19 protein-coding genes and 1 pseudogene are annotated in these 25,754 nt (G+C 60.2%); 14 read left to right on the forward strand and 6 right to left on the reverse strand.

The features are described from left to right. Window positions 1–109 precede the first annotated feature (109 nt). The 10 genes from LIY36_RS21840 to LIY36_RS21885 all read left to right on the forward strand — a co-directional run bounded on the left by LIY36_RS21840 (window position 110) and on the right by LIY36_RS21885 (window position 16,015). On the forward strand, window positions 110–6,511 hold the full coding sequence (locus LIY36_RS21840) for a hypothetical protein (RefSeq protein ID WP_226457119.1): 6,402 nt from the start codon (window positions 110–112) through the stop codon (window positions 6,509–6,511). 254 nt (window positions 6,512–6,765) lie between these two features. Next, entirely contained in the window at window positions 6,766–8,076 is a 1,311-nt protein-coding gene (locus tag LIY36_RS21845; RefSeq protein ID WP_192299620.1) for an ABC transporter substrate-binding protein, read from the forward strand. A gap of 160 nt (window positions 8,077–8,236) precedes the next feature. After that, window positions 8,237–9,163 (forward strand): carbohydrate ABC transporter permease, encoded by a 927-nt coding sequence (locus tag LIY36_RS21850; protein WP_226457120.1) that lies wholly within the window; start codon window positions 8,237–8,239, stop codon window positions 9,161–9,163. 10 nt (window positions 9,164–9,173) lie between these two features. Beyond that, the gene (locus LIY36_RS21855) at window positions 9,174–10,004 is read left to right on the forward strand and encodes a carbohydrate ABC transporter permease (RefSeq protein WP_003173672.1); all 831 of its coding nucleotides are present in this window, start codon (window positions 9,174–9,176) and stop codon (window positions 10,002–10,004) included. Between the two features lie 22 nt (window positions 10,005–10,026). Beyond that, window positions 10,027–11,130: an ABC transporter ATP-binding protein gene (locus tag LIY36_RS21860; RefSeq protein ID WP_226457121.1), complete on the forward strand. Its 1,104-nt coding sequence runs from the start codon at window positions 10,027–10,029 to the stop codon at window positions 11,128–11,130. Window positions 11,131–11,146: 16 nt separating this feature from the next. Then, window positions 11,147–12,622, forward strand: a complete 1,476-nt coding sequence (locus LIY36_RS21865; protein WP_226457122.1) for a mannitol dehydrogenase family protein — start codon at window positions 11,147–11,149, stop codon at window positions 12,620–12,622. A 54-nt stretch (window positions 12,623–12,676) separates the two neighbouring features. Continuing rightward, window positions 12,677–14,158: a xylulokinase gene (gene xylB / locus LIY36_RS21870; RefSeq protein ID WP_226457123.1), complete on the forward strand. Its 1,482-nt coding sequence runs from the start codon at window positions 12,677–12,679 to the stop codon at window positions 14,156–14,158. 12 nt (window positions 14,159–14,170) lie between these two features. Then, window positions 14,171–15,109, forward strand: coding sequence for a carbohydrate kinase family protein (locus tag LIY36_RS21875; RefSeq protein WP_226457124.1), 939 nt, complete (start codon window positions 14,171–14,173; stop codon window positions 15,107–15,109). A 171-nt stretch (window positions 15,110–15,280) separates the two neighbouring features. Beyond that, window positions 15,281–15,535, forward strand: coding sequence for a DUF2790 domain-containing protein (locus tag LIY36_RS21880; protein ID WP_192299624.1), 255 nt, complete (start codon window positions 15,281–15,283; stop codon window positions 15,533–15,535). Window positions 15,536–15,616: 81 nt separating this feature from the next. Continuing rightward, window positions 15,617–16,015 carry a hypothetical protein gene (locus LIY36_RS21885; protein ID WP_226457125.1) on the forward strand — a complete coding sequence of 133 codons (399 nt, stop codon included), beginning with the start codon at window positions 15,617–15,619 and terminating at the stop codon, window positions 16,013–16,015. Here the strand turns inward: LIY36_RS21885 and LIY36_RS21890 are convergent, their stop codons facing one another. Together LIY36_RS21890 and ilvA are read right to left on the reverse strand one after the other, a co-directional pair. Next, complete coding sequence (locus LIY36_RS21890) at window positions 16,016–16,282, reverse strand: DUF1652 domain-containing protein (protein ID WP_192299626.1); 267 nt, start codon at window positions 16,280–16,282, stop codon at window positions 16,016–16,018. A 258-nt stretch (window positions 16,283–16,540) separates the two neighbouring features. After that, window positions 16,541–17,509: pseudogene (gene ilvA / locus LIY36_RS21895) on the reverse strand (threonine ammonia-lyase, biosynthetic); the annotation flags it as partial. A gap of 254 nt (window positions 17,510–17,763) precedes the next feature. Between ilvA and LIY36_RS21900 the strand changes: the two are divergent. Together LIY36_RS21900 and map are read left to right on the forward strand one after the other, a co-directional pair. Further along, window positions 17,764–17,964, forward strand: coding sequence for a ParD-like family protein (locus LIY36_RS21900; protein WP_226457126.1), 201 nt, complete (start codon window positions 17,764–17,766; stop codon window positions 17,962–17,964). After that, window positions 17,964–18,725 carry a type I methionyl aminopeptidase gene (map, locus tag LIY36_RS21905; RefSeq protein WP_226457127.1) on the forward strand — a complete coding sequence of 254 codons (762 nt, stop codon included), beginning with the start codon at window positions 17,964–17,966 and terminating at the stop codon, window positions 18,723–18,725. Before LIY36_RS21900 ends, map begins: the two co-directional genes overlap by 1 nt. Here the strand turns inward: map and sfnG are convergent. After that, window positions 18,697–19,794, reverse strand: coding sequence for a dimethylsulfone monooxygenase SfnG (sfnG, locus tag LIY36_RS21910; RefSeq protein ID WP_226457128.1), 1,098 nt, complete (start codon window positions 19,792–19,794; stop codon window positions 18,697–18,699). The two genes, map and sfnG, sit on opposite strands and share 29 nt — an antisense overlap. Window positions 19,795–20,049: 255 nt before the next feature. On the opposite strand from sfnG, the gene LIY36_RS21915 reads away from it, so the two are divergent. Continuing rightward, window positions 20,050–21,288: an acyl-CoA dehydrogenase family protein gene (locus LIY36_RS21915; protein ID WP_226457129.1), complete on the forward strand. Its 1,239-nt coding sequence runs from the start codon at window positions 20,050–20,052 to the stop codon at window positions 21,286–21,288. A gap of 73 nt (window positions 21,289–21,361) precedes the next feature. On the opposite strand, the gene LIY36_RS21920 is transcribed toward LIY36_RS21915, so the two are convergent. From LIY36_RS21920 to LIY36_RS21930, 3 genes are all read right to left on the reverse strand, one after another. Then, on the reverse strand, window positions 21,362–22,147 hold the full coding sequence (locus tag LIY36_RS21920) for a sulfite exporter TauE/SafE family protein (RefSeq protein ID WP_226457130.1): 786 nt from the start codon (window positions 22,145–22,147) through the stop codon (window positions 21,362–21,364). Between the two features lie 153 nt (window positions 22,148–22,300). Next, complete coding sequence (locus LIY36_RS21925; protein ID WP_226457131.1) at window positions 22,301–23,602, reverse strand: ATP-binding protein; 1,302 nt, start codon at window positions 23,600–23,602, stop codon at window positions 22,301–22,303. 3 nt (window positions 23,603–23,605) lie between these two features. Then, complete coding sequence (locus LIY36_RS21930) at window positions 23,606–24,307, reverse strand: response regulator transcription factor (RefSeq protein WP_192299634.1); 702 nt, start codon at window positions 24,305–24,307, stop codon at window positions 23,606–23,608. Between the two features lie 290 nt (window positions 24,308–24,597). Here LIY36_RS21930 and LIY36_RS21935 point away from each other — a divergent pair, with 290 nt between their 5' ends. Next, window positions 24,598–25,752 carry an efflux RND transporter periplasmic adaptor subunit gene (locus LIY36_RS21935; RefSeq protein WP_226457132.1) on the forward strand — a complete coding sequence of 385 codons (1,155 nt, stop codon included), beginning with the start codon at window positions 24,598–24,600 and terminating at the stop codon, window positions 25,750–25,752. Window positions 25,753–25,754 lie beyond the last annotated feature (2 nt).

Genomic DNA, 25,754 nt, shown 5'->3' on the forward strand with positions numbered 1-25,754 from the left:
GGGTACAAAAAAGGAACTCATACACGGCCCGCCGCCACGCAATGAGGGAAGTTTCCAATACCGGTTTACGGGAAGTTCTTTCTCATATTCGCAGCTATCCAGGCCCTCTATGATCAGACTTTCGCAGTCCACTCCCGCAGTGACCACTCCACATTTTGACACGCAGCGCCCACCCGTCGAGCGCGCAACCCCCTCTGTCACCTCCAGCGTCATCGGACTTTTCAATCGGCGCACCGAACAAGATCCAACACCCTCCACCCCGTCCGTTGACGTGCCGGCGAGCACGCGTCTACATATTGAATACCTGCTCAGATTTGCCGTGGCAAAAGGGCAACCCAGCCTGGCCGAGCAGATCAAACAACGCGTAATGAGCACCCCTGACCCGCTGAGCGCCTCTGCAGTACGGGCCGACGTAGAGAAACTTCTTGACCAGCCAAGTGCGCTCAATCCGCAAAAAAGCTACGGCCAGTTGATTAAAGAAATACTGGGGGGCACAGCGCACAGTGCGCCGAACATTCGTCCTATTTCATCGCGCTCACGTCGAGACCTGCAAAACACGCCCCCCACCCAAGACTCAGGCAAAGCCCTGTTGCGCAAATTCGCCGACACCCTGGTTAACAAGAGTGATGGGGAGATGGCGATCAATACAGCCTACACCCTGATCAACGCATTGCTTAACGCTGAACAACTTGCCTCAAAAAACCAGATGTATGTGGTGCCCGTCGAGCCCGACTCCACCTTTGGCATGGCCCTGGCCGAGCTGGATGATGCGCTGCGCTCGGAACCCTTCAAGTCGTTTGCCCAAACCCATGACATCGATATTGAATCTTTGGTGTTTGACCCCGCCGGGAGCATTTATATACAGCGGGAGGACGAGGACATCGACATCCGCCATTACGATGAAAACAGTTTTATAAAAGCCACATCAGCGGTGTTCAAAGCCGTCACAAAGCTGGCGGGCCCAGGGGGTGAACGCTTCGGATTTCACGGGCGGGATCAGGCACTTCCCGAGCAGGTTGCCAACTTCTATGGCATGCAACTGCCCAGTGATTATTCCCGCGACTTCAACGGCGATACGTTGTTCAGGATTGGGCAGTTGATTCATGAAGGAACATTCCCTTCGCTGAGTAATACCAATCCGCTCTACGAGAGCCAATTTGCCCCCGTCAAGCAACGTCAACGGGACGCCAAGCAACACATCGTCGATCTGCCAGCGCAACAACTGGATCAACCTCTCGCTCGCCATGCTTCATTGACAGCGGCCCAGACAGTGCAGAACGCAGACAAGGCGCTCGCGTGGCAGTGCAGCAAGATGCTGCTAAAACAAGTGCCAGAACTGAATGGTGGACGTGATAGAACACCGCCTATCCTCGATACCATTCCAGAATATTCAACCTTCAATCAGGTCCGCCAACAGCTCCTGAATGCACTCACAGGCCCGGCTTTCAGCGATTTTGCGCAGAAGCATGGCGTTGACCCCATGACTGCGCGCATCAACCCCAATGATGGAAGCCTGACTGCCAGCGTGAACCGGGTGCAAACCACCTTCACCGTCAACGATGTGTCGGAAGACTGGAGCAATGTCTGGGACGCGATAAAGGATGCGGTGCAACAGATGGCTGCGGGCTCCAATGCGGATGTGCACTACCCCACTGCGTCTACCGCCACACTGGAAGAGGTGATGCGTTTCTACAATGAAGAAATGCCCGCTCAACCAGACACAAAACCACAAGAAGCGAACACCCCCCGACTCACGACGTTACTAAGCCACGGTTTGGAGTTGGTTCGAAAAAGCAGTTTCAAAGCACTGGTCGACACATCATTGAACGATCCCAGGTCTGTTGCCGTACGCAAACACCAGGACACCGTGACGAAAATGCTGGCCTCTGCGCCGCTGACTCTCTCGCCGATTCAAAACCTGGCCGCCGCCATCACCGCCAATCGCCCTACGCCAGTGGAAACTGCAAATAACCGCGAAGAACTTTTGGCGCGCGCCGAAGTTGAACTCGCAACCACTGTTCATCGCGCAATGCTTGAGCTCAAAGCCAAGCCGGAGCAAGCCGCGTCAAAAATCATCCAACCGATACCGGCCAACAGCCTGTTCGGTGAATGGCAGGCCTACCTGAATAAAGCCCTGCAGGGCCGCGGTTTCCAGGAATGGGCACGTAATCAAGGGGTTGACCTCGCGACCCTGCGCTATGACCCCACCGACAACGCGCTGGTTGGCAAAGTGCAGGGAGTGGAGCAGCGCTTCACTACCCGCGACTTCGCGAAACAGTATCCCGAACACTTTGATGTGCTCGAGCCCGTGCTGACCGCGGCAAAGGCATTCGCGAACGATACGCACCCTATCGCACTGTTTAACGCCGAATCCAGCGGCGCACCTTACCAATGGGTGGCCAACTTTTATAACCTCAGCGACCTTCCAGGCAGCCCGAAATTCGAACAACAGGTTGCGCTGATGGGCCGTACCCAACAGTTCCCCGACCACCCTGATGATCCACAAAGCGTAGTGGCCTTTGTGGGCCGGCAAAAAACCGCACTGGGTGATAGCAACAACCGGTATGGGCTGATCAACGAACTGAAAAACTGGACGCCGGACAGCGGCTCCAAGGACTTTGTGGTCGACCCGGACTCTTCTTACCCGCCTGACGGTACGACGTCGGTTGCAACCTTCATCTCGCAAAACGACTGGTACCCAGTGCGTTCAAGGTCAGACGCTGACCATTTGCTGGCCGCCTTGCAGACGCCGATGCCACAGTCCCCACCCCTGGGCAATCGCTGGGGGTTCCTGTCAACACAACTGCCGTTGAGTACCGAACAACGCAACGTACTGGTCAACGAGGTGAAAGAGGCGATAGGCCCCGACACCCTCCTCAACTACCTCGGCAACCAGGTGACCACACTCGACACCAACCCTGAACGCGCCTTGGAGCAACTGCTCACCAGCGACAAGGCACTTGATCTTGCCGAGCACCTGCAAACCCAGATGAAAGGCGCCTTGACCCCATCCAGCGCTAAACAATGGCTTTTGACCGCCTTGGTACTGGAGCTTGATCCAACGGCCGGCACTCAACACAAGACCGTTGCAGGTGCGGATTTAACGGACCCTGATAACGTCGGGCGCGGCGTTTCATCTATCCGCGACCGATTTGACCAATACCTGACCGCCCAGAAAGATATACCTGCCCACCTTGCACCCATAGCGTCATACGTGTTGCTGTCAGGGGCTGCGCCGCAGTTGTTGGTCAACGAGGTACCGAAACAAATAACGCTTGGCTCCCCAGAGTATTTCAACTTTACGGCAGCGGTAAACCTGGTCGAGTGGACTGCACCCGGCGCTAGCGCAAACATGACCTACCCGCAGGTCATGAGGCATTACAACATCCAGCCTGTTTCAGCACTGGAAACGCAGATACAAAGTTACGCACAGATGGCTCCCTTACTGGAATGGGCCTCCATCCATAACAACATCGACAAGAACAACTACACCCTGGAACAGTTGAAAGACAGCCAGCAAAAACTCCAGACACAGATCAATAACACCACCGAAGCGGTACGCTGGCTAAGCACGACTGAAGCGCCCAATAGACGGGATATGGCGCTTAAGGTACTAAGAGAACAGTTCGGTGCCGATATTGATTATGAAAAACGCTTTATGGTGGAAAATGAATTCGCCGGCATAATCACCGGTAATCATTACAGCCTCGTAGAGATCTATGAAGCAGGCAGGCTGGATGAAAGATGGATACAGGAAGGCAATCATGTGGACTTCAACAGCCTGCGTGAAAAAGCCAGAGAGCCTGGCTTTCCGATTATCAACGATGAATTCGACAAGGCCATAAAAGAAGATTTCAACCTCCGCAGACAGCACACCACGACGTTGTTCGAAAACATGCTCAAAAAAATGCCTGTCGAGGAGCAAAAGAGCCTGCTCTATGGCGACGTAGAGTTTTTGAATGTTGAAGGCACCCACAGTGGCAGTGGCAGTGGCATGTTGATAACGTCGAATTACAACGGGGTCAGAAGAGATTTCGCGGTTTATCCGACATGGGGCCAGATCGTAAGAATTGCAGACATTGATCCGAATACACCACTGGGCCAAAAAGTCAGCCTCGACATTGATGCCCAGGCGTTCAAAAGCGGCGAGGAACCCAAGCAAGGGGTTAAATCAGAGGTTGTATTGCGCGTCACTGATCAACACCTGCTGAATGACAATAACGAACCTTGGCCGTTGGAAGTGACCCTTCCAGCCCACAACGAAAATGACACGTTCTCTCCAAACTATGTGGCCGGCAGAATTTCCAAATTGGCCAAGGTCATGATCGACTCGACTTACCTGAATAAAAGCGAGTTTGTAAACCTTCACCGCAATTGGTCCAGCAATACACTCGAAACGGCCACCGAGCCCAGTGACTTCTTCAAAGCGCTGTGGCACTCCTTGCCCGGGGCCAGCACGCTGGAGGATCTCTATCATGGCCAGTTCCTCAAAGCAGCCGTAGACCTTGCCATTGATGTCGCGATCGCGATGGCCACAGAGGGCGCAGGCAATCTGTGGAGCTTGGCAAAATCTGCGGCGTCCTGGGCGGCTGCCAAGGTATCTGCGGGGTTTATCGAGAAGTTTGGCGTTAAAGAAACGGAAGCGATTGCCCTCAAGGACTTCACGGCTGCCACGACCACGCAATCGACTCGCTCCCTGAGCCGGCTACAGAATGGCCAGCTCACTGAGCAGACAGCGGATATGGCAAATGGCAGCGTGTCACTTTCCGGGGCTCAGGGCAGGGTCGAACTCACAGCCATACGCCAGGGCGGCCAGTGGTATGCCTACGACGCGAAGACCGCGGCCGCTTACGGTCCTGCGCTTGAGGGTTTTGTGTCTGACACCTCATCGATCGTGAAACAGGAAACCTTTTCCGACGGCACCCAAGCCCTGGTTACCGAAAAACCTTTGGCCGCAGACGCGTACACCATCACGCGCACCCATGGCTTCGACTTGATCAATGAGGGCAAGGTTTATCGCTACGACTCCCGCAATCCAGGCTTGCTACGCGATCTGGAGTCGGCCGATCACTACCAGCCACTGGAAGGCTTCGAAGCTTTCTGCCCGGCCCCCAGTATCGGCGGCCGCATCAAGCGCGGCGCCAACGACACGTGTTTTACCAAGGTCACCGAGGACGTATCCGGCGAGTTGAAACAGGAACTTCAGGCGCTTGAGCACGTGCGCTTGTTTCCCTCGGCACCGAAGTTCCTGCGAAAGAACCAGTTTGTGGTTTTCGAACGCCGCCGCTGGAAAATGCTCGACGCAGACACGGGGCCAAAATTGATTCCGGTGCCTGAGACCACGCCCATCACCTACAAACCAACGATCACCGGCACGCTCAAAAACGAACCCCAATTCGGCTTTTTCAGCGCACAAAGCAGTGAGGGGCTGGAGCGCGAAACACGTGTGGTCAAGCTCAACCGCATCACTGATGCCGTCGACGATAAACGTGAACTGCGTGGCGTGATCGTTAACGGCCCGGCACGCGGCAGTACCGCCAAATACCTGGTGATCGAGGCGGATACCGCCGAGTTCTACTACGCACAATTGGAGAAGGAACCCGGCAGCCAGCTGACGTTCTACAAATGCACACCTAACGAGCTGCCGATGGTGACTGCTTACCGGAATAAATTCAGCATTCGTCAAGGTGCTGCCACTTTACCGTTTGATGCCAATTTCATTGCGCTGCCGAAATTGAAATCTGCCTTTGAAGAACTGGAGCGCGCGGGCTACTTGAAAGAAGATATAGATGACTTAAAAGCACAGTGCAAAACGCTGACCGAGGAACAGCAACGCGAGGTTGTCTATCAGCTGCAGCGGGCCAAAGCGATCGATAAAGCGAATATCGCCTTGAAACCCAACCAGGTTTCCGCGCTGGCCAAACCCGCCGACTTCACCTCGTGGACCGCTGAGCAGCAAAACAAATTCTACGCACAACAAACGCAAGACAGCGTGAACCGTTCCATGAAAGCCACCGGCCTGGGACCTGCTAACCAAATGCGCTCTAGAGCGGACGAGGCCCGCACTGACGCGGCGAATATGACGATTGGCTGGTTGCGCAGGACCGTACCGCCTGGGGCGTTGAACCATTCAAACCTGATTTTGAAGTCCGGGGCTGGAAACTGTGGGGAAATGGCATTGCTATCCGGAGACATCATCGAAAAAAGCGGAGGAAAAGCACAGCAATGGTATGTGGCAGGAGGCGACCACGTGTTCACAGTTGTCGGCGGACCGGCTTCAGCAGGTAAAGCCACCGTTGATTTTTCACAGGCCGAATGGAAAGACGCCTGGATCGTCGACCCCTGGGCCGACATTTCATGCAAGGCATCCGAGTACACCGAGCTAGTGAAGAATAAAATGGCTGAGTGGGACGCAAAAGGCCTGCAAATTTACACCCGTGGTGAATGGCGTAAGCCGATGGACCCACAGTGGATCAAAGAGCTGACCACGCTTGAAAAAAAATCCTATTAAACCGTAGCGTCTCAACCTCCAAAGACCTGGCGCTGCCGCGCTATTGACGGCGCCAGGTTTTCGGTTGCAAGCCAGCTTCAAGCAGTCACCTGAACTGAAGTGCAAAAAAGTATCAGTCCCAGTGCGCCCAAGGATTTGTCACATCGCCATTTCAAGGCTGTAATCGACGCACACTCTTCCTGACTCCCTGTAGGAAGACACAACAACAATAACTGTCCTTCTGTAGCCCCCCGGGCGCGGAAAAGGAGTGCGCGATGAAGTTCACAGCAAAAGTTCTGCTTGCCTCTACCTGCTTGACTATCAGCGCCGTCAGCCTTGGCGCGCAGACCCTGACCATTGCCACCGTCAACAACAGCGACATGATCCGCATGCAAAAGCTCTCGAAAACCTTCGAGGCCGAGCACCCGCAGATCAAGTTGAACTGGGTGGTACTCGAAGAAAACGTGCTGCGCCAACGCCTGACCACGGACATCGCCACCCAGGGCGGGCAGTTCGACGTACTGACCATCGGCATGTACGAAGCAGCACTGTGGGGCGCCAAGGGTTGGCTGGAACCGATGAAGGATCTGCCTGCATCCTACGACCTCGACGATGTGTTCCCTTCAGTGCGTGACGGTTTGTCGGTCAAGGGTTCGCTGTACGCCCTGCCGTTCTATGCCGAAAGCTCGATCACCTACTACCGCACCGACCTGTTCAAGGACGCCGGGCTGACCATGCCCGAGCATCCGACCTGGACGCAGATCGGCGAATTCGCCAGCAAACTCACCGACAAGACCAAAGAACAATATGGCTTGTGCCTGCGCGGCAAAGCCGGCTGGGGCGAGAACATGGCGCTGATCACCACCCTGGCCAACGGCTACGGTGCGCGCTGGTTCGATGAGAAATGGCAGCCGCAATTCAACGGGCCCGAGTGGAAGGACGCGCTGAACTTCTACGTCGACAACATGAAGAAATCCGGCCCGCCGGGTGCGTCCAGCAACGGTTTCAACGAAAACCTTGCACTGTTCAACAGTGGCAAGTGCGCGATCTGGGTCGATGCCAGCGTGGCCGGCTCGTTTGTTACCGACAAGACCCAGAGCAAGGTGGCTGACCACGTCGGCTTCACCTTTGCTCCCCACGAAAAAACCGATAAAGGCACCTCGTGGCTGTACTCCTGGAGCCTGGCGATTCCCACCAGCTCCAAGGCCAAGGACGCCGCCAAGGTGTTCACCAGCTGGGCGACCTCCAAGGAATATGGCGAGTTGGTGGCCAAGACCGACGGTGTGGCCAACGTACCGCCAGGCACCCGTAAATCCACCTACAGCGATGAATACATGAAGGCGGCGCCGTTTGCCAAGGTGACCCTGGAATCGCTGAAAGTTGCAGACCCAACCCAACCGACGCTCAAGCCAGTGCCCTATATCGGCATCCAGTTGGTGACCATTCCTGAGTTCCAGGCGATTGGGACGCAGGTGGGCAAGTTCTTCTCGGGGGCACTGACCGGCCAGCAAACCGTTGATGCCGCACTGACCGCCGCGCAGACCACCACCGAGCGCGAAATGAAGCGGGCCGGGTATCCCAAATAAAGTGGGTACACCGCGGTAAATGTGGGAGCGGGCTTGCTCGCGCATGCGTTCTTCCAGTGAATACTTCAGTGACTGACACTCCGTATTCGCGAGCAAGCCCGCTCCCACACTGACCGCGCTTCGATTCTAGTTCTGCATGTACCTGACTGGTTCTGATCCTATGAATACCAACACTGCCCAAGTGCAAACCGCCGTGCCGGACAAGCCGCGCAAAAACCGCCTGGCCAACCCCGGCTGGTTCCTTGTCAGCCCCTCGGTAGCCCTGCTGCTGCTGTGGATGATCGTGCCGCTGGGCATGACCCTGTACTTTTCGCTGATCCGCTACAACCTGCTCTACCCCGGCGAAAATCAGTTCGTCGGGCTGGAAAACTTTACCTACTTCATCACCGATTCGGGCTTCTTGCCCGGCGCCACCAACACCCTGTTGCTGGTGGGCAGCGTGCTGCTGATCAGCGTGGTGTTCGGCGTGTTGATCAGCGCCCTGCTGGAGGCCAGTGAGTTCCTCGGTCGCGGCCTGGTGCGGGTGTTGCTGATCTCGCCCTTCTTCATCATGCCCACCGTCGGTGCGCTGATCTGGAAGAACCTGATTTTCCACCCGGTGTCGGGGATTCTCGCCGCCGTGTGGAAGTTCTTCGGCGCCGAGCCGGTGGACTGGCTGGCGCACTACCCGTTGCTGTCGATCGTCATCATCGTGTCGTGGCAATGGCTGCCCTTCGCCATCCTGCTGCTGATGACCGCCATGCAATCCCTCGACCAGGAACAAAAGGAAGCCGCGCGCCTGGACGGTGCCGGCGCCATCGCGATCTTCTGGCACCTGACCCTGCCCCACCTGGCCCGCCCGATTGCCGTGGTGGTGATGATCGAGACGATCTTTTTGCTCTCGGTTTTCGCCGAAATCTTCACCACCACCAACGGTGGCCCCGGCTATGCGTCAACCAACCTCGCCTACCTGATCTACAACCAGGCGCTGGTGCAGTTCGACGTGGGCATGGCCTCGGCCGGCGGCCTGATTGCCGTGGTCATCGCCAATATCGCGGCGATCATCCTGGTGCGGATGATCGGCAAAAACCTGACTGACAAGCCTTGAGGGCCGCGCCATGACGCTTCAACAATCCCGTCGCCTGCAAAGCCTGTTGCTTGGCACCCTGGCCTGGGCCATCGCAATCCTGATTTTCTTCCCGATCTTCTGGATGGTGCTGACCAGCTTCAAGACCGAAATCGACGCGTTCGCCACGCCGCCGCAGTTCATCTTCACACCGACGCTGGAGAACTACCTGCACATCAACGAGCGCAGCAATTACTTCAGCTACGCGTGGAACTCGGTGCTGATTTCCTTCAGCGCTACGGCCTTGTGCCTGCTGATCTCGGTGCCGGCGGCCTACTCCATGGCGTTCTACGAAACCCAGCGCACCAAGGGCACGCTGCTGTGGATGCTGTCCACCAAGATGCTGCCACCCGTGGGCGTGCTGATGCCGATCTACCTGTTGGCCAAGAGCTTTGGCCTGCTGGATACGCGCATTGCGCTGATCATCATCTACACCCTGATCAACCTGCCGATCGTGGTGTGGATGGTTTACACCTACTTCAAGGACATCCCCAAGGACATCCTCGAAGCCGCCCGCCTCGACGGCGCCACCCTGTGGCAGGAAATGGTCCGCGTGCTGCTGCCGATTGCCAAGGGTGGCCTGGCATCCACGGTACTGCTGTCGCTGATCCTGTGCTGGAACGAGGCGTTCTGGTCGCTGAACCTGACGTCGTCCGCGGCCGCGCCGCTGACTGCGTTGATCGCCTCCTACTCCAGCCCCGAAGGCTTGTTCTGGGCCAAATTGTCTGCCGTCTCGACCCTGGCCTGTGCGCCGATCCTGATCTTTGGCTGGATCAGCCAGAAGCAATTGGTGCGCGGCCTGTCCTTCGGCGCCGTCAAATAACAATTCCTAGCGGAGGCCCATCATGGCCAACCTGAAAATCAAGAATCTGCAAAAAGGCTTCGAAGGTTTCTCGATCATCAAAGGCATCGACCTGGAAGTGAACGACAAGGAATTCGTGGTCTTCGTCGGCCCCTCGGGCTGCGGCAAATCCACCCTGCTGCGCCTGATCGCCGGGCTGGAAGAAGTCAGCGATGGCACCATCGAACTGGACGGGCGCGACATCACCGAAGTGACCCCGGCCAAGCGTGACCTGGCGATGGTGTTCCAGACCTATGCGCTGTACCCGCACATGAGCGTGCGCAAAAACATGTCGTTTGCCCTGGACCTGGCCGGCGTCGACAAGCAGCTGGTGGAGAGCAAGGTCAGCGAAGCCGCACGCATCCTCGAACTGGGGCCGTTGCTGGAGCGCAAGCCCAAGCAATTGTCCGGCGGCCAACGCCAGCGTGTCGCCATCGGCCGTGCGATCGTACGCAACCCGAAGATCTTTCTGTTCGATGAACCGCTGTCCAACCTCGACGCCGCGCTGCGCGTACAGATGCGCCTGGAACTGGCGCGCCTGCATAAAGAGCTGCAAGCGACGATGATCTACGTGACCCACGACCAGGTCGAAGCCATGACCCTGGCCGACAAAGTGGTGGTGCTCAACAGCGGCCGCATCGAACAGGTCGGCTCGCCGCTGGAGCTCTATCACCAACCGGCCAACCTGTTTGTCGCGGGGTTCCTGGGCACGCCGAAGATGGGCTTCCTCAAGGGCAAGGTCACCCGCGTCGACAGCCAGAGTTGCGAAGTGCAACTGGACGCCGGCACCATCATCAGCCTGCCACTCAGCGCTGCCAGCCTGAGCGTCGGCAGCGCCGTGACCCTGGGTATCCGCCCGGAACACCTGGAAATCGCCACTCCCGGCCAGACCACCCTGACCGTCACCGCCGACGTCGGCGAACGCCTGGGCAGCGACACCTTCTGCCACGTCAATACGGCCAACGGCGAGCCGTTGACCATGCGGATTCGCGGGGACATGGCCAGCCAATACGGCGAAACCCTGCACCTGCACATCGACCCGGCGCACTGTCACCTGTTCGACTCCGATGGCGTGGCCGTGGCACGTCCACTGCGCGCTGCCGCCTGATTTCGCGAGATTTGTGATGAAACTGAATAAGCAAAACCTCACCCGCTTGGCGCCAGACGTACAACTGCCGACTTACACCCATACCTCCCAGGGCATTGCCCACATCGGCGTCGGCGGTTTCCACCGGGCGCATCAGGCGTATTACACCGATGCGCTGATGAATACCGGCGAAGGCCTGGACTGGAGCATCTGCGGCGTCGGCCTGCGTGCCGAGGACCGCAAGGCCCGCGACGACCTCGCCGGCCAGGACTACCTGTTCACCCTGTATGAACTGGGCGACAGCGACGACACCCAAGTGCGCGTGATCGGCTCCCTCAGCCACATGCTGCTGGCCGAAGACGGCGCCCAGGCGCTGATCGACAAGCTCGCCAGCCCCGAGATCCGCATCGTCTCGTTGACCATCACCGAAGGCGGCTACTGCATCGATGACAGCAACGGCGAGTTCATGGCCCACCTGCCGCAAATCAGACATGACCTGGCGCATCCCAAGGCACCGACGACCGTGTTCGGCTTTCTCTGCGCGGCCCTGACCCAACGCCGCGCCGCCGGCATCCCGGCATTTACCGTGATGTCCTGCGATAACCTGCCGCACAACGGCGCCGTCACGCGCAAGGCGCTGCTGGCGTTCGCCGCGTTGCACAACGCCGAGCTGCGTGACTGGATCGCCGCCAATGTGAGCTTCCCCAATGCCATGGTCGACCGCATCACGCCGATGACCAGCGCCACCCACCGTCTGCAATTGCACGATGAACACGGCATCGACGATGCCTGGCCGGTGGTGTGCGAGCCGTTTGTACAGTGGGTGCTGGAAGACAAGTTCGTCAACGGCCGCCCGGCCTGGGAAAAGGTCGGCGTGCAGTTCACCCATGACGTCACGCCCTACGAAGAGATGAAGATCGGCCTGCTCAACGGCAGCCACCTGGCCCTCACGTACCTGGGGTTTCTCAAGGGTTACCGGTTTGTGCACGAGACCATGAATGACCCGCTGTTTGTCGCCTACATGCGCGCCTACATGGACCTGGACGTCACGCCCAATCTGGCGCCGGTGCCCGGCATCGACCTTACGCAGTACAAGCAGACCTTGGTGGACCGCTTCTCCAACCAGGCGATTGCCGACCAGTTGGAACGCGTGTGTTCCGATGGGTCGTCGAAGTTTCCCAAGTTCACCGTGCCGACCATCAACCGCTTGATCGCCGATGGCCGCGAGACGGAACGTGCGGCGCTGGTGGTTGCCGCCTGGGCCTTGTATTTGAAGGGCGTGGATGAAAATGGCGCGAGCTACAAGATCCCGGACCCGCGTGCGCAGTTTTGCCAGGGGCTGGTGCGTGACGAGGCATTGATCAGCCAACGGTTGTTGGGCGTGGAGGAGATTTTCGGTAAGGCTATTCCCAACTCGCCTGAGTTTGTGGCAGCGTTCGAGAAGTGTTATGCGAGCCTGCGCGACAATGGCGTGACTGCAACACTGAAGCAACTCCAGAAGAAACCGAATTAAAAAATGTGGCAGCGGGTTAACACTCCAAACAATAAAACTGCTGAGCAAATCATCATGACCCAGCAAAACCTGTTCCTTGGCATCGACTGCGGCACCCAAGGCACCAAGGCCATCGTCCTCGACGCCACCAGCGGCAAAGTGCTGGGCCTCGGCGCGGCGGCCCACACCCTGATCAGCGGCGCCAATGGTCGCCGTGAACAGCACACCCAGGAGTGGCTCGACGCCTTTACCGAGGCTACCCACCGTGCCTTGCAACAGGCCGGCGTGGACGGCCAGGCCATCCTCGGCATCGGCGTTTCCGGGCAACAGCACGGCCTGGTGTTGCTCGACGAGCAGGGCCAGGTCCTGCGCCCGGCCAAGCTGTGGTGCGACACCGAAACCAGCGCGCAAAACGACCGCCTGTTGCAGCACCTGGGCGGCGAAAGCGGCTCGCTGGAACGGCTCGGCGTGGCGATCGCGCCGGGCTACACCGTGTCCAAACTGCTCTGGACCCGCGAGCAACACCCCGACCTGTTCGCGCGCATCGCCCACATCCTGCTGCCCCACGACTACCTCAACTACTGGCTCACCGGGCGCGCCGTCGCGGAATACGGCGATGCATCGGGCACCGGTTATTTCAACGTGCGCAGCCGCGCATGGGATGTGGCGCTGCTGCAGCATATCGACCCCAGCGGGCGCCTGGTCAACGCGTTGCCGCAACTGATCGAGGCCGACCAGAGCGTCGGTACGATCCTGCCGCACATCGCCGAACGCCTGGGTATCAACCCCAGCGCCATCGTGTCCAGCGGCGGCGGCGACAACATGATGGGCGCCATCGGCACCGGCAATATCGCCCCTGGCGTAATCACCATGAGCCTCGGTTCTTCGGGCACGGTCTACGCCTTTGCCGATCAGCCCAACGTGAGTCCCCAGACCTCGGTCGCGACCTTCTGTTCCTCCAGCGGCGGCTGGCTGCCGCTGATCTGCACGATGAACCTGACCAATGCCACCGGGGCGATCCGCGAGCTGTTCGAGCTTGACCTCGCCGCCTTCAACGCCCAGGTAGCCGAGGCACCGATTGGTGCCGATGGCGTGAACATGCTGCCGTTCCTCAACGGCGAGCGCGTGCCCGCCCTGCCCCATGCCAGCGGCAGCCTGCACGGCTTGACCATGAGTAACCTGAGCCGCGCCAACCTGTGCCGCGCGGTGGTCGAGGGCACCACGTTCGGCCTGCGCTACGGCCTCGACCTGCTGCGCCAGACCGGCCTGCAAAGCCAGAGCATCCGCTTGATCGGCGGTGGTTCGAAAAGCCCGTTGTGGCGGCAGATGGTCGCCGACATCATGCACACCGAGGTGATCTGTACCGAACAAAGCGAAGCCGCCGCCCTGGGCGCGGCGATCCAGGCAGCCTGGTGCCAGTCTGGCGAATCCCTGGCCAGCCTGTGCGATAGATGCGTCAGTATCGACCCGGCCAGCCGTACCGTGCCGGTAGCGGCCAATGTGAGCGCCTATCAACAGGCTTACGAGCGCTACCAGCAGCTCGTGGCAACCCTTTAAGAGCGAACGACTATGTATCTGGTGTGTGGTGAAGCGCTGTTCGATTTTTTCAGCGAGGAAGATGCCAGTGGGCAGGCGTCCAAGGTCAATTACAAGGCGATTGCCGGCGGTTCACCGTTCAACGTGGCGGTGGGGTTGCGTCGGCTGGGGGTCGAGTCGGGATTGTTGGGCGGCGTGTCGAGCGACTTCCTCGGCAGGCGCCTGGTGCAGGTGCTCAGGGATGAAGGTGTGAGCGAGCAGTTCCTGGTGCAGTTTGCCGCGCCGACCACGTTGTCGATGGTCGCGGTGGGCACCGATGGTTCGCCGCAGTACAACTTCCGTGGCGAGGGCTGCGCCGACCGCATGCTGGAGGCCCACCATCTACCGCCACTCGGCGCTGACATCCGTGGCCTGCATATCGGCTCCTACTCCCTGGTGGTGCAGCCGGTTGGCGACACTTTGCTCAGCCTGGTCCGCCGCGAAAGCGGCAAGCGCCTGATCAGCCTCGACCCCAACGTACGCCTCAACCCGCAGCCGGATATCCAGCTGTGGCGCGCACGCATCGCCGAGCTGGTGCAGCATGCGGACCTGATCAAGGTCAGCGACGAAGACCTGCACCTGCTTTACCCAGACCAGTCGCCGGAGAGCGTCCTGCAAGGCTGGCTGCAACACCGTTGCCAACTGGTATTCCTGACCCGCGGTGGCGACGGCGCCAGCGTGTTCAGCCGCCAGCACGGCCATTGGTCCGCCCCTGCGGTCAAGGTGGTGATGGCCGACACCGTCGGTGCCGGGGATACTTTCCAGGCGGCGCTGATCACTTGGCTGACCGAGCATGGGATGGACTCGGTAGAGGGCCTGCAACAGCTGTCCCGCGAGCAGATCGATAGCATGCTGGGCTTTGCCATCCGGGCTGCGGCGATGACCTGCACCAAGACCGGTCCGGACCTGCCTTACCGTCATCAACTGGGCTAAATACCACGAAGATGTAGGACAAAGTCGGCGATCATGTAGGTAATCGCTTTTTAAACATGAAGCTTTTGTCAGCAACCCCCGGCATTAATCCATGGTTAATGCTTGGGGCCAACAGTGAGCTCGTCCGCCCATCAGCTCGATGGGCCAATGAACTGCTGTTGGAGAACTGTCATGAAAAGCCAATCCCTGCTAATCGCCCTTAGCCTCACGCTGGCCGCCGTGTCGGGCGTGGCACACGCCGATGCCGAACCCGTGCCGTATCGCTACGGCATGCCCATGGATGTGCAGAAAGTCATTTCGATGAACGAACCGCAGACCAGCGAATGCAAGGTGATCAAGGCCAATATCAAGTTCCTGGACAAGGCCGGCACAGAGCAATATGTGAGCTACAAAAAACTCTCCGATGCCTGCATGTCCCAGAATTGAACAGCGTGCTGACAAAGGGCGGCGTTAGCTGTGCCGACAGGTTATCCTTGCGCGCTGACCCCACGGCCGAAAGGACTCATCATGCCGCTGCGCTTTCATACGCTCGCCCTGTTTACCGCCCTGCTCTGCTTCGCCCTCGCATTGACGTGGGGCCTACGCCCCGACTGGCTGCTGTGGTTGTGGAACGTCGAGTATTCAAGTGCCACGGGGCTGGTCTGCCGGCGTAACGCCGCGCTGTTCCTGGCCCTTGGCATCATGTTTTACCGCGTCCGTCACGCACCTGCGTCCGACACACGCCGCGCCATCACCACCGGTTTTATCTGCGGGTGCTTTGTGCTGGCCGCCTTGGGCCTGAGTGAGTGGATCAATGGCAATGCCGGCCCGGGTATCCTGCTGGCAGTGGTGACAGAAATCGTGCTGGGCCTGGCGTTTATCCAGGCCCATAGATCCTCGGTGATTCACCCTCAAACCACAGCCTGATCAGTAGCCGCGCGCTGCCACCCGTTGCAGGGTGGGTGCGTGGCTGTGCTTGAGGTCTTCGCGCAACCCGGTGATCAGGTTGCAAATGGCGCGACTGCTGTCGAGCTTGTCGGCGTTGATGCCTTTGACTTCCAAATCCACCCGGTCACGGTCGCGGTCGTCATAGACCTTGATCGTCAGCGAAGCATCTTCGGCTTTGGTGCATTCGCACCGTTTGGGCAGGAAACTCGTTTCAATGATGCTGCGAAGTTCCAATTCCGAAAGCATGGTCAACCTCTCCTTTCATGAGACTGCCAATCGATTGTTGTGAGTCCGGCAGGCACTGGCCTGCCGCGTCTTGCCGACCCTGGCAGACGTTTACAGTCAATAAGCCTACTCGGCAAAATCCGACCTTGTTGTAACCTTTCCTCATAAGCGCGCAGCACGGTTATATAAGTTGGACGGTGCCGTTTAAAACATCGTCGAACCGCCGCGATTAAACGTTTAACCCGGCGCCCCGATTCAAGCCACAGCTTGCGCAGCCACTCTTTCTGCAACATGTCGCAAACTATCGAAGTTGATATTCGCCCCGGAATTCACCGCCACCAAGGTCTGCCCACGGACGCCGCTGCGCGCGACGTACTGGCAAATGCCTGCCACGGCCAATGCCCCCGACGGTTCGGTGATCGAGCGCGTGTCGTCGTAGATCAGCTTGATGGCGCTGCACAGTTGGTCATTGCTGACGGTGATGACCTCGTCCACCCAGTCCCGGCAGATTTCAAAACCATAGGCGCCGACCTGCGCCACCGCCGTGCCGTCGGCAAAACCGTCGACACCGGGCAACACCACCCGCTCACCCGCGCGCAGGGCCGCCAGCAGGCAACTGGAACCTTCGGGCTCAACGCCGATGATGCGCACATCGGGGCGCAGGTATTTGACGTAGGCCGCGATCCCGGCGATCAGGCCGCCACCGCCCACCGGCACGAAGATCGCGTCCAACGGACCTTGCTGCTGGCGCAGGATTTCCATGGCGACCGTACCCTGGCCGGCAATCACATCCGGATCATCGAACGGCGAAACAAAGGTGCACCCCGACGCTTCGGCCAGTTGCAACGCATGGGCCAGGGCCAACGGGAAACTCGTGCCGTGCAGCACCGCTTCGGCCCCCCGGGAGCGTACGCCGAGCACCTTCAGTTCCGGCGTGGTGGCCGGCATCACGATACGCGCCGCGATCCCCAACTCCCGCGCCGCCAGGGCCACGCCCTGGGCATGGTTGCCCGCCGACGCAGTCACCACGCCCCGGGCCTTTTGCTCGTCACTGAGCTGCACCAGTTTGTTGTAGGCGCCGCGGATCTTGAAGGAAAACGTCGGCTGCAGGTCTTCGCGCTTGAGCAGCAGGGTATTGCCGAGCAACGCCGACAAGGCCGGCGCCGCTTGCAGGGGCGTGCGCACCGCCAGGTCGTACACCGGGGCGGCGAGGATCTTTTTCACATAGTGCTCAAGCAAGGTGCTCATGGGTGTCTCCTGGCGTTGTGTCGAAGGCCCTGGAGACGGATAAACAAAACCCGCCTCTAGGGCGGGTTTGGGTACAGCCGTGCGCTATCCCGCCAAATGAGGAATGGCGGTAATAATCATGCTCGGCTGGGTACGGAAGGCTTGATAGGTCATGCCCTGAAATTAACCGCCGACGCCGGATGAGTCAACAAAAGGTTTACTCGCAACATACGAAACGTATACGCTTTGTATATTACTCAATCACAGTGAACCCCATGGGCATCGTCAAGATCACCGACCAACTGCACGAACAACTGCGCGTGGCCAGCGCCGCGATGGATCGCTCCATCAACGCCCAGGCCGAGTTCTGGATCAAGATCGGCCTGCTCGCCGAACTCAATCCCGACCTGCCCTACAACGCGCTGATCAACAAGCTGCTGCTGGATAAACCCGACCTGATCCGGGGGCGCAGTTGATGATCAAGACCGCCGCACAACTGGCTGTGATGCGTGAATCCGGGCGCCTGCTGGCGCAAGTGTTCGACATGCTCGACGGTTTTGTCGCCGCTGGCCGCTCCACCCTGGAGCTGGATGCCGCCGTCGAAGCCTTCATCCGCAACGACCTGCAGGCCCGCCCGGCCAGCCTCGGCCAATATGACTATCCGTTCTCGATCAACACCTCGATCAACGAAGTGGTGTGCCACGGCATGCCCAGCGCCAAAGCCGTGTTGAAGGACGGCGACATCATCAATATCGACATCACCCTGGAAAAAGGCGGCTACATCGCCGATTCCAGCAAGATGTACATGATTGGCAGCGTCGCCCCCAAGGCGCGGCGCCTGGTCGAGCAGACCTTCGAAGCGATGTGGGCCGGCATCCGCCAGGTCAAGCCTGGCGCGCGCCTGGGCGACATCGGCCACGCTATCCAGAGCCACGCCCAGGCCAATGGCTACAGCGTGGTGCGCGAATACTGCGGGCACGGCATCGGCCGGCAGATGCATGAAGAACCGCAGGTTCTGCACTTCGGCCGCCCCGGCACCGGGCTGGAACTGCGCGAAGGCATGGTGTTTACCGTGGAGCCGATGCTCAACCAGGGCGGCGCCAAGACACGCAGCCTCAAGGATGGCTGGACGGTAGTGACCAAGGACAACAGCCTGTCGGCGCAATGGGAACACACCGTGGCCGTCACGGCGGACGGCTTCGAAGTCCTTACCCTGCAAGCTCGCTCACCACATTGATCGCGGCTTTGGCTTCCAGCTCACGCACCAGCGGCAACACGCGCTTGCCGAAGTATTCGACCTCTTCCTGGAAGTGCAGGAACCCGGCGAGCACCAAATCCACCCCCACGGCCTTGAGCGCGACGATGCGTTCGGCAATCTGCTGCGGGGTGCCGATCAGGTTTGTCTTGAAGCCGTCGTTGTACTGCACCAGGTCCTCAAAGCTGGACTTGGCCCAATTGCCCTCGCCTTCGGGCGACGCCTTGCCCGCCTGCCTGGCCGCGTCGCCAAAGGCATTCACCGCTTCCGGGTCGGCCTTGTCGATGATCTCGGCGAGCACGGCGCGGGCTTCTTCTTCGGTGTCGCGGGCGATCACAAAGGCGTTCACGCCGATTTTGACCGAATGGTTATTCGCCGCCGCCTTGGCGCGGATGTCATCGACCTGGGCCTTGATGCCTTGCGGGGTGTTGCCGTTGGTGAAATACCAGTCCGACACCCGCGCCGCCATGTCCCGCGCAGCCCGTGAGCTGCCGCCCTGGAACACTTCCGGCTGGCCCAATGGCTTTGGTTTGAGCGTGTAGTTGTTGAAACGGTAGAAATCGCCTTTAAAGGTGAAATCGTCCTTGGTCCAGATGCCTTTGAGCGCGCGGATAAATTCTTCGGAGCGGCGATAACGCTCATCGTGCTCCAGCCAGTGTTCGCCAATAGCCTGGAACTCGCCCTTGAACCAGCCGCTGACGATATTGACCGCGATACGGCCGTTGGTGAGCTGGTCGATGGTCGCCAGTTGCTTGGCCGCCAACGCCGGTTGCCACGGGCCGGGCAGGATCGCGGCGATCACTTTGAGGGTGGTGGTCGCTGCCAGCAGCGCATGGCTGAACGCCACGGATTCATGCTGGTTCTCCGCACCGTAGCCGGCGGTAAAGCGGATCTGGGTCAAGCCATATTCAAAGCCGGCCGCTTCCGCCAGCTGCGCCAGTTTGCGGTTGTAGTCGATGCCCCAGTGGGTGCGTTGCTCGATCTTGCTGACCACCAACCCGCCGCTGACGTTGGGCACCCAGTAGGCAAATTTCACAGGCTTCTGACTCATCGAACACTACCTCGTACAAATGGGATGTACCCAAGGCTTGAGCAGCAAGCGTGCCAGCCAGGGCAAACGCCCGTGGCAAGGGGGTTGCAGCGCTTGGCGGGCCAAACCGTCACTGCACTGGATTACGCCGGTTTGTCGATTCGCTGTTGCCAGGGCAACAGTCACGGCGGCCTTGCCCCCGCAAACACGGGCCCGCGCACCCGGCACGGACTGTGCAATCGCCCTTGCATTGATCACAGCCCAGGAACCCTTGCCATGACCGAACACCACGTCATCAACCCGCTGTCCACCGGCGTCGATTACCCCACGCTGGCCGCCCGCTTCCGGCCGATCTTCGCGCGTATCGCCGCAGGCGCCGTGCAGCGCGAACAGGCCCGCACCCTGCCCCATGAGCCGATCCAATGGCTCAAGGAGGCGGGTTTCGGCGCAGTACGCGTGCCAGTGGAATACGGCGGCGGCGGCGCGTCCCTGCCGCAGCTGTTTGAACTGTTGATCGAACTGGCCGCCGCCGATTCCAACGTGCCCCAGGCCCTGCGCGGGCACTTCGCATTTGCCGAAGACCGCCTCAACGCGCCGCCGAGTGCCGGTCGCGACCTATGGTTCAAGCGTTTTGTCGACGGCGATATCGTTGGCTGCGCCTGGACCGAAATCGGCAACGTCGCCATTGGTGATGTGGTGACCCAGGTCAGCCCTGACGGCGACCAGTGGAAACTCAACGGTGAAAAGTTCTACAGCACCGGCAGCATTTTCGCCGACTGGATCGACGTGTATGCCCAGCGCAGCGACACCGGTGGCGATGTGATCGCCGCCACCCGCGCACGCCAGCCCGGCGTGGAGCACAGCGATGACTGGGACGGCTTTGGTCAGCGCACCACCGGCAGCGGCACCTCGCGGTTTACCGACGCGGTAGTAGAGGCTGAAAACGTCATCGACTTTGCCACGCGCTTCAAATACCAGACCGCGTTCTATCAGCTTGTCCTCTTAGCCAGCCTGGCCGGGATCGGCCGTGCCGCGCTGGTTGACGTGGCCGAGCAGGTGCGCAGCCGCAAGCGCATCTACAGCCATGGCAACGCGCCCCATGTCAGCGGGGATGCGCAGATCCAACAAGTGGTGGGCGAAGTCGCAGCACTGGTCTACGCCGCCGAGGCCAGCGCGTTGAAGGCCACGCTACCGGCACAACGGGCCTATGTGGCGCGGTTTGGCGGGGATGCTGCGGTGGAGCGCGAAGCCAATGTGGCGGCCGAGATTGAATCGGCGACCGCGCAGGTGGTGGTGTCGGACTTGATCCAGCGCGCCACCAGCCAATTATTCAATGCACTGGGGGCATCGGATGTCCGCCAGGGCAAGGCCCTGGATCGGCATTGGCGCAATGCGCGTACAGTGTCGTCGCACAATCCGGTGATCTACAAGGCGCGGATTGTCGGGGATTGGCAGATCAATGGAACTGAGCCGCCGTTTGTGTGGCAGATCGGCAACGGGCCGGCGAAAGCCTGAGGCCAGCCTCGGTGAAACCTGTGGGAGCGGGCTCCCACACAAGCCCGCCCCACAGGTTCAATGGCGTACGGTCTTAGAAAGCGAGTTTGTAGCCGATGGCCATCAGCATCACCGCCAGGCACGGGCGCAGTACGCCGTCCGGGAGTTTGCCGGTCATATGGCTGCCGATGTAGATCCCCGGCAGCGAACCCATCAACAGGAAGCCCAGTAAGTGCCAATCCATGTTGCCCATGCTGGCGTGGCCCAGGCCCGCGACCAGCGTCAGCGGCACGGCGTGGGCGATCTCGGTGCCGACCAGGCGCCGCGTGGCAAGGAACGGATAGAGGATAAACAGCGCCACGGTGCCGAGGGCGCCAGCGCCGATGGACGTCAGTGCGACCATGGTGCCCAGGATAGCCCCGGTAACCACCGTCAACAGGTTCAGGTTGCGCGGGCTCATGTGGTAGCTGTCGCCGGCATGGCGCTGGGCGAAGGCCAACAGCTGCCTCTTGAACAGTATCGCCAGGGCGGTCAGCAGCAGCACCACGCCGAGGGCCTGCTTGATCACCGCGTTCATCGAACTGGGGTCGGTGTGCAGGCTGGCGAGGAACCACAGGGTCAGCAACACCGCGGGCACGCTGCCCAGGGTCAGCCAGCCGGTGATGGTCCAGTCGATGTTCTTGTTCTTGCCATGCACCAGCACGCCACCGGACTTGGTGATTGCCGCGTACAACAGGTCGGTGCCCACGGCGGTGGCCGGGTTGATGCCGAACCACAACAGGATCGGGGTCATCAACGAGCCCCCGCCCACACCGGTCATGCCCACGATAAAACCCACGATCAGGCCGGCAACGACGAAACCAAAATTACCCACATCCATTACAGCTACCTGCGGCCATATAAATTTCTGGCGGCAGGATAGCGATTTTTCTTATAACGACTTATATCAATATGATCTGACTTTAGATCATTTTGTGTTTTTACCCCCTGCATCCCACCGCCCTGCTGGTTCAGCCCTTGGGGGATCGTGGGGTCAAGGCACGCTGGGCAACCACAGGCGAAAGCGCGCGCCGCCCAGCGGCGAGGCCTGGGCGATCAATGTACCGCCTTGGGCCTCCATGGCGCGTCGGCTGATCGCCAACCCCAGGCCGAAACCGCCGGTGGCGCGGTCGCGGCTGCGGTCGAGGCGGTAGAACGGCTCGAAGATACGCTCACGCTGGTCCAGCGGGATGCCGATGCCATCGTCGTCGACCCAGATCTCGCAGCCGTCGGCCCCGACCTTGACCCCCACTTGAATGCGTCCATCGCAGTAGCGCGTGGCGTTGCGCAGCAGGTTTTGCAGCACGCGGGCGGTGAGACGCGGGTCGAGGTTGAAGCGTTCGACGGCGCAGTCCAGGGCCACATCGATGACGATGTCGGGATTCTCCAGTTCGTCATCGACGCTGCCGAGCACGCTGTCGATAAACTCATCGAGCACCACGTCGACCCGCTCCGGCAACTGCGCCGGGTTTTGCAGGCGGCTGTAGGAAAGCAGTTCCAGCACCAGTTCATCCAGCTCGCGGATATGCGCCACCAGGCTTTGCAGGCGTGCGCGGCTGGCCTCGGGCAAGTCATCGGACAGCGCCAGGGCCAGGCCGAAATCCAGGCGCGTGAGCGGTGTGCGCAGTTCATGGGAGACGGCGTTGAGCAAATCGCGTTGCTGGTTGAGCAGGTGCTCGATGTCATCGGCCATGGTGTCGAACACCGCCGCGAGGCTGCCGATGTTGGAGCTTGATGGAATCCGCGTACGCTCCGCCAAATTGCCCCGCCCCAGTTGTGCGGCAGTGCTTTTCAGGCGCTCCAGGTCTCGCCAGTGCGGGCGCAGCCAGACCAGCAGGCACGCCAGCAGCGCGGCGCCGATCAGCACGTTCATCGACCAATACAGCAGGTTCATGTCCAGTGGGTCGGGCGGGATGGTCAGCTTGACCACGAACTGTTGGTTGATCGGCGAACTGATGTCCTCCATCCAACCCCATTCGCCCAGGCGGATCACCGGTTTGCCGGCCGCCAGTTGTTGCTCTTCTTCTGGTGTGTAGCTGGCGTCCTGGCGCAACAGCAATTGCACTTTGAGCGGCGCGAAATCGGCGTTGAGGTGTTCAGTGACCTGGGACCAGCGCTCCACCGGCGCGCGCAGGTATTGCTTGACGATCAGCTTCTGCATGCCCCGCGACTGCTCGACGTTGTAGTCCATGTAGCGGTGTTCGAACAGTTGGATCACCAGCTTGGGAATCAGGAACGTCGCTGCGCTGTAGGTGACTATGATGATCAGGTACAGCCTGAGGAGTACACGAAACATCGCTTAGCATTCCCACTCGGAACGGCTGAACAGGTAGCCCTTGCCCCACACCGTCTTGATCTTGCGGGCTTCGCCGGCGTGGTCGTCGAACTTGCGGCGCAGCTTGGAGATAGCCACGTCCACCGAGCGGTCGGTGCCGTTGAACTCGATGCCGCGCAGGCGTTGCAGGATCTGGTCGCGGCTGAGCACTTCACCGGCATGCCGGGCCAGCACCACCAGCAGGTTGTATTCGCCGCTGGACAGCTCCACCACCTGTTCGCGCCAGGTCACGGTGCGCTCCGACAGATCGATGCACAGGTTGCCCATGATGATCTGGTCGTTGGCCACCTGCGGCTCGGACAGGCTGCTGCGGCGCAGCAAGGTGCGCACGCGGGCCAGCAGCACGCGAGGTTCGCAGGGTTTGGTGACGTAGTCGTCGGCGCCCATTTCCAGGCCCAGCACCTGATCGTGGCTGTCGTCGCGGGCGGTCAGCATCAGGATCGGCAGGCCCGCCGAGTCGGCGCGCAGCAGGCGGCACACTTGCAGGCCGTCGAGGCCGGGCAGCATCAGGTCGAGGATCACCAGGTCCGGCGGGTTCAGGCGTGCGCGTTCACGGACATGATCGCCACGGCTGAGCACACTGACGTGGTAGCCATTGCGTTCCAGGTAGCTGGCAATCAGCTCGGAAAGTGCGGCGTCGTCTTCCACCAGGAGGATGTTGGGCATGGTGTTTCCAGTAGATACGGTTAAAAGTCATACACAAATCCAATGTGGGAGCGGGCTTGCTCGCGAATGCGGTGGGCCAGCCAACTCATCAGGTGACTGACCCACCGCATTCGCGAGCAAGCCCGCTCCCACATTATTCGATCTTTGGTGTTTGCAGGATTGTGCAAGGATATACGTCCTCTGCCGACTATGGGCGGCACCTTACATTTCTTCACACACCCCCTACATAGCTTCACAGCACTCCCCCACCCGTGACCTTAGGATGCACCTCTCATTATTGGGATAAGAGCATGTCGAAGAATCTGTTTGCGCCATTTTGCCTGCTGGCCCTCACCCTGGCCCTGAGCGCGTGTGGCGACTCTGGCGCCCAAGCGCCGCAAATGCCCCTGGCCAAAGTGCGCATCGAAACCCTGGAAGCCAAGCCCCTGTCGATCAGCAGCGAGCTGAGCGGGCGCATTGCCGCGCCGCGCATCGCTGAAGTGCGCGCACGGGTCGCCGGCGTGGTGATGCAGCGGGTGTTCAAGGAAGGCCATGACGTCAAACAGGGCGACGTGCTGTTCCGTATCGACCCGGCCCCGTTCAAGGCCGACCTCGACAGTGCCCTGGCCAACTTGAGCAAGGCCGAGGCAGACGCCTTCAAGGCGCGCCTGCAGGAGCAGCGCTACAGCCAATTGGTGGAAGGCAACGCCATCAGCGGCCAGGACTACGACAACGCCCGCGCCGCCGTGCGCCAGACCAACGCCGAAGTCGCCGCCAACAAGGCCGCCGTCGAGCGCGCCAGGTTGAACCTGGGCTACGCCACCGTGACCGCGCCGATTTCCGGGCGTATCGGCCGGGCGCTGGTCACCGAAGGCGCCCTGGTGGGCCAGAACGAAGCCACGCCGCTGGCGATCATCCAGCAGTTGGACCCGATCCACGCCGACCTGACCCAATCCACCCGTGAGCTGAATGATCTGCGCCGCGCCTTCCGTGCCGGCAGCTTGAAGCAGGTTGGCCAGGACCAGGCCAAGGCCACGCTGGTCCAGGACGATGGCAGCCTCTACCCGTTGCCAGGCAAGTTGCTGTTCGCCGAGATCAGCGTCGACCCCGGCACCGGCCAGATCATCCTGCGCAGCGAGTTCCCCAACCCGGACCTCGACCTGTTGCCCGGCAGCTTTGTGCGGGTGCGCCTGGAGCAGGCCGTCGACAGCCAAGGCATCAGCGTTCCGCAACGCGCCATCACCCGTGACAGCGCGGGCATCCCCATGGTGTTGCTATTGGACGCCGAGCAGACCGTCAGCCAGCAACCCGTGGAGCTGGGTGCGGTGATCAACGATCGCTGGGTGGTCAGCCACGGCCTCAAGCCCGGTGACCGCATCATCGTCGAAGGCCTGCAACACGCCCGCCCCGGGGAAAAAGTCGAGGTGGACGACAGCCCAACCTCCGGCCAGCTCGCAAAGGAATAATC

The organism is Pseudomonas sp. AF03-9 (assembly GCF_020515815.1).
Taxonomy (GTDB): domain Bacteria; phylum Pseudomonadota; class Gammaproteobacteria; order Pseudomonadales; family Pseudomonadaceae; genus Aquipseudomonas.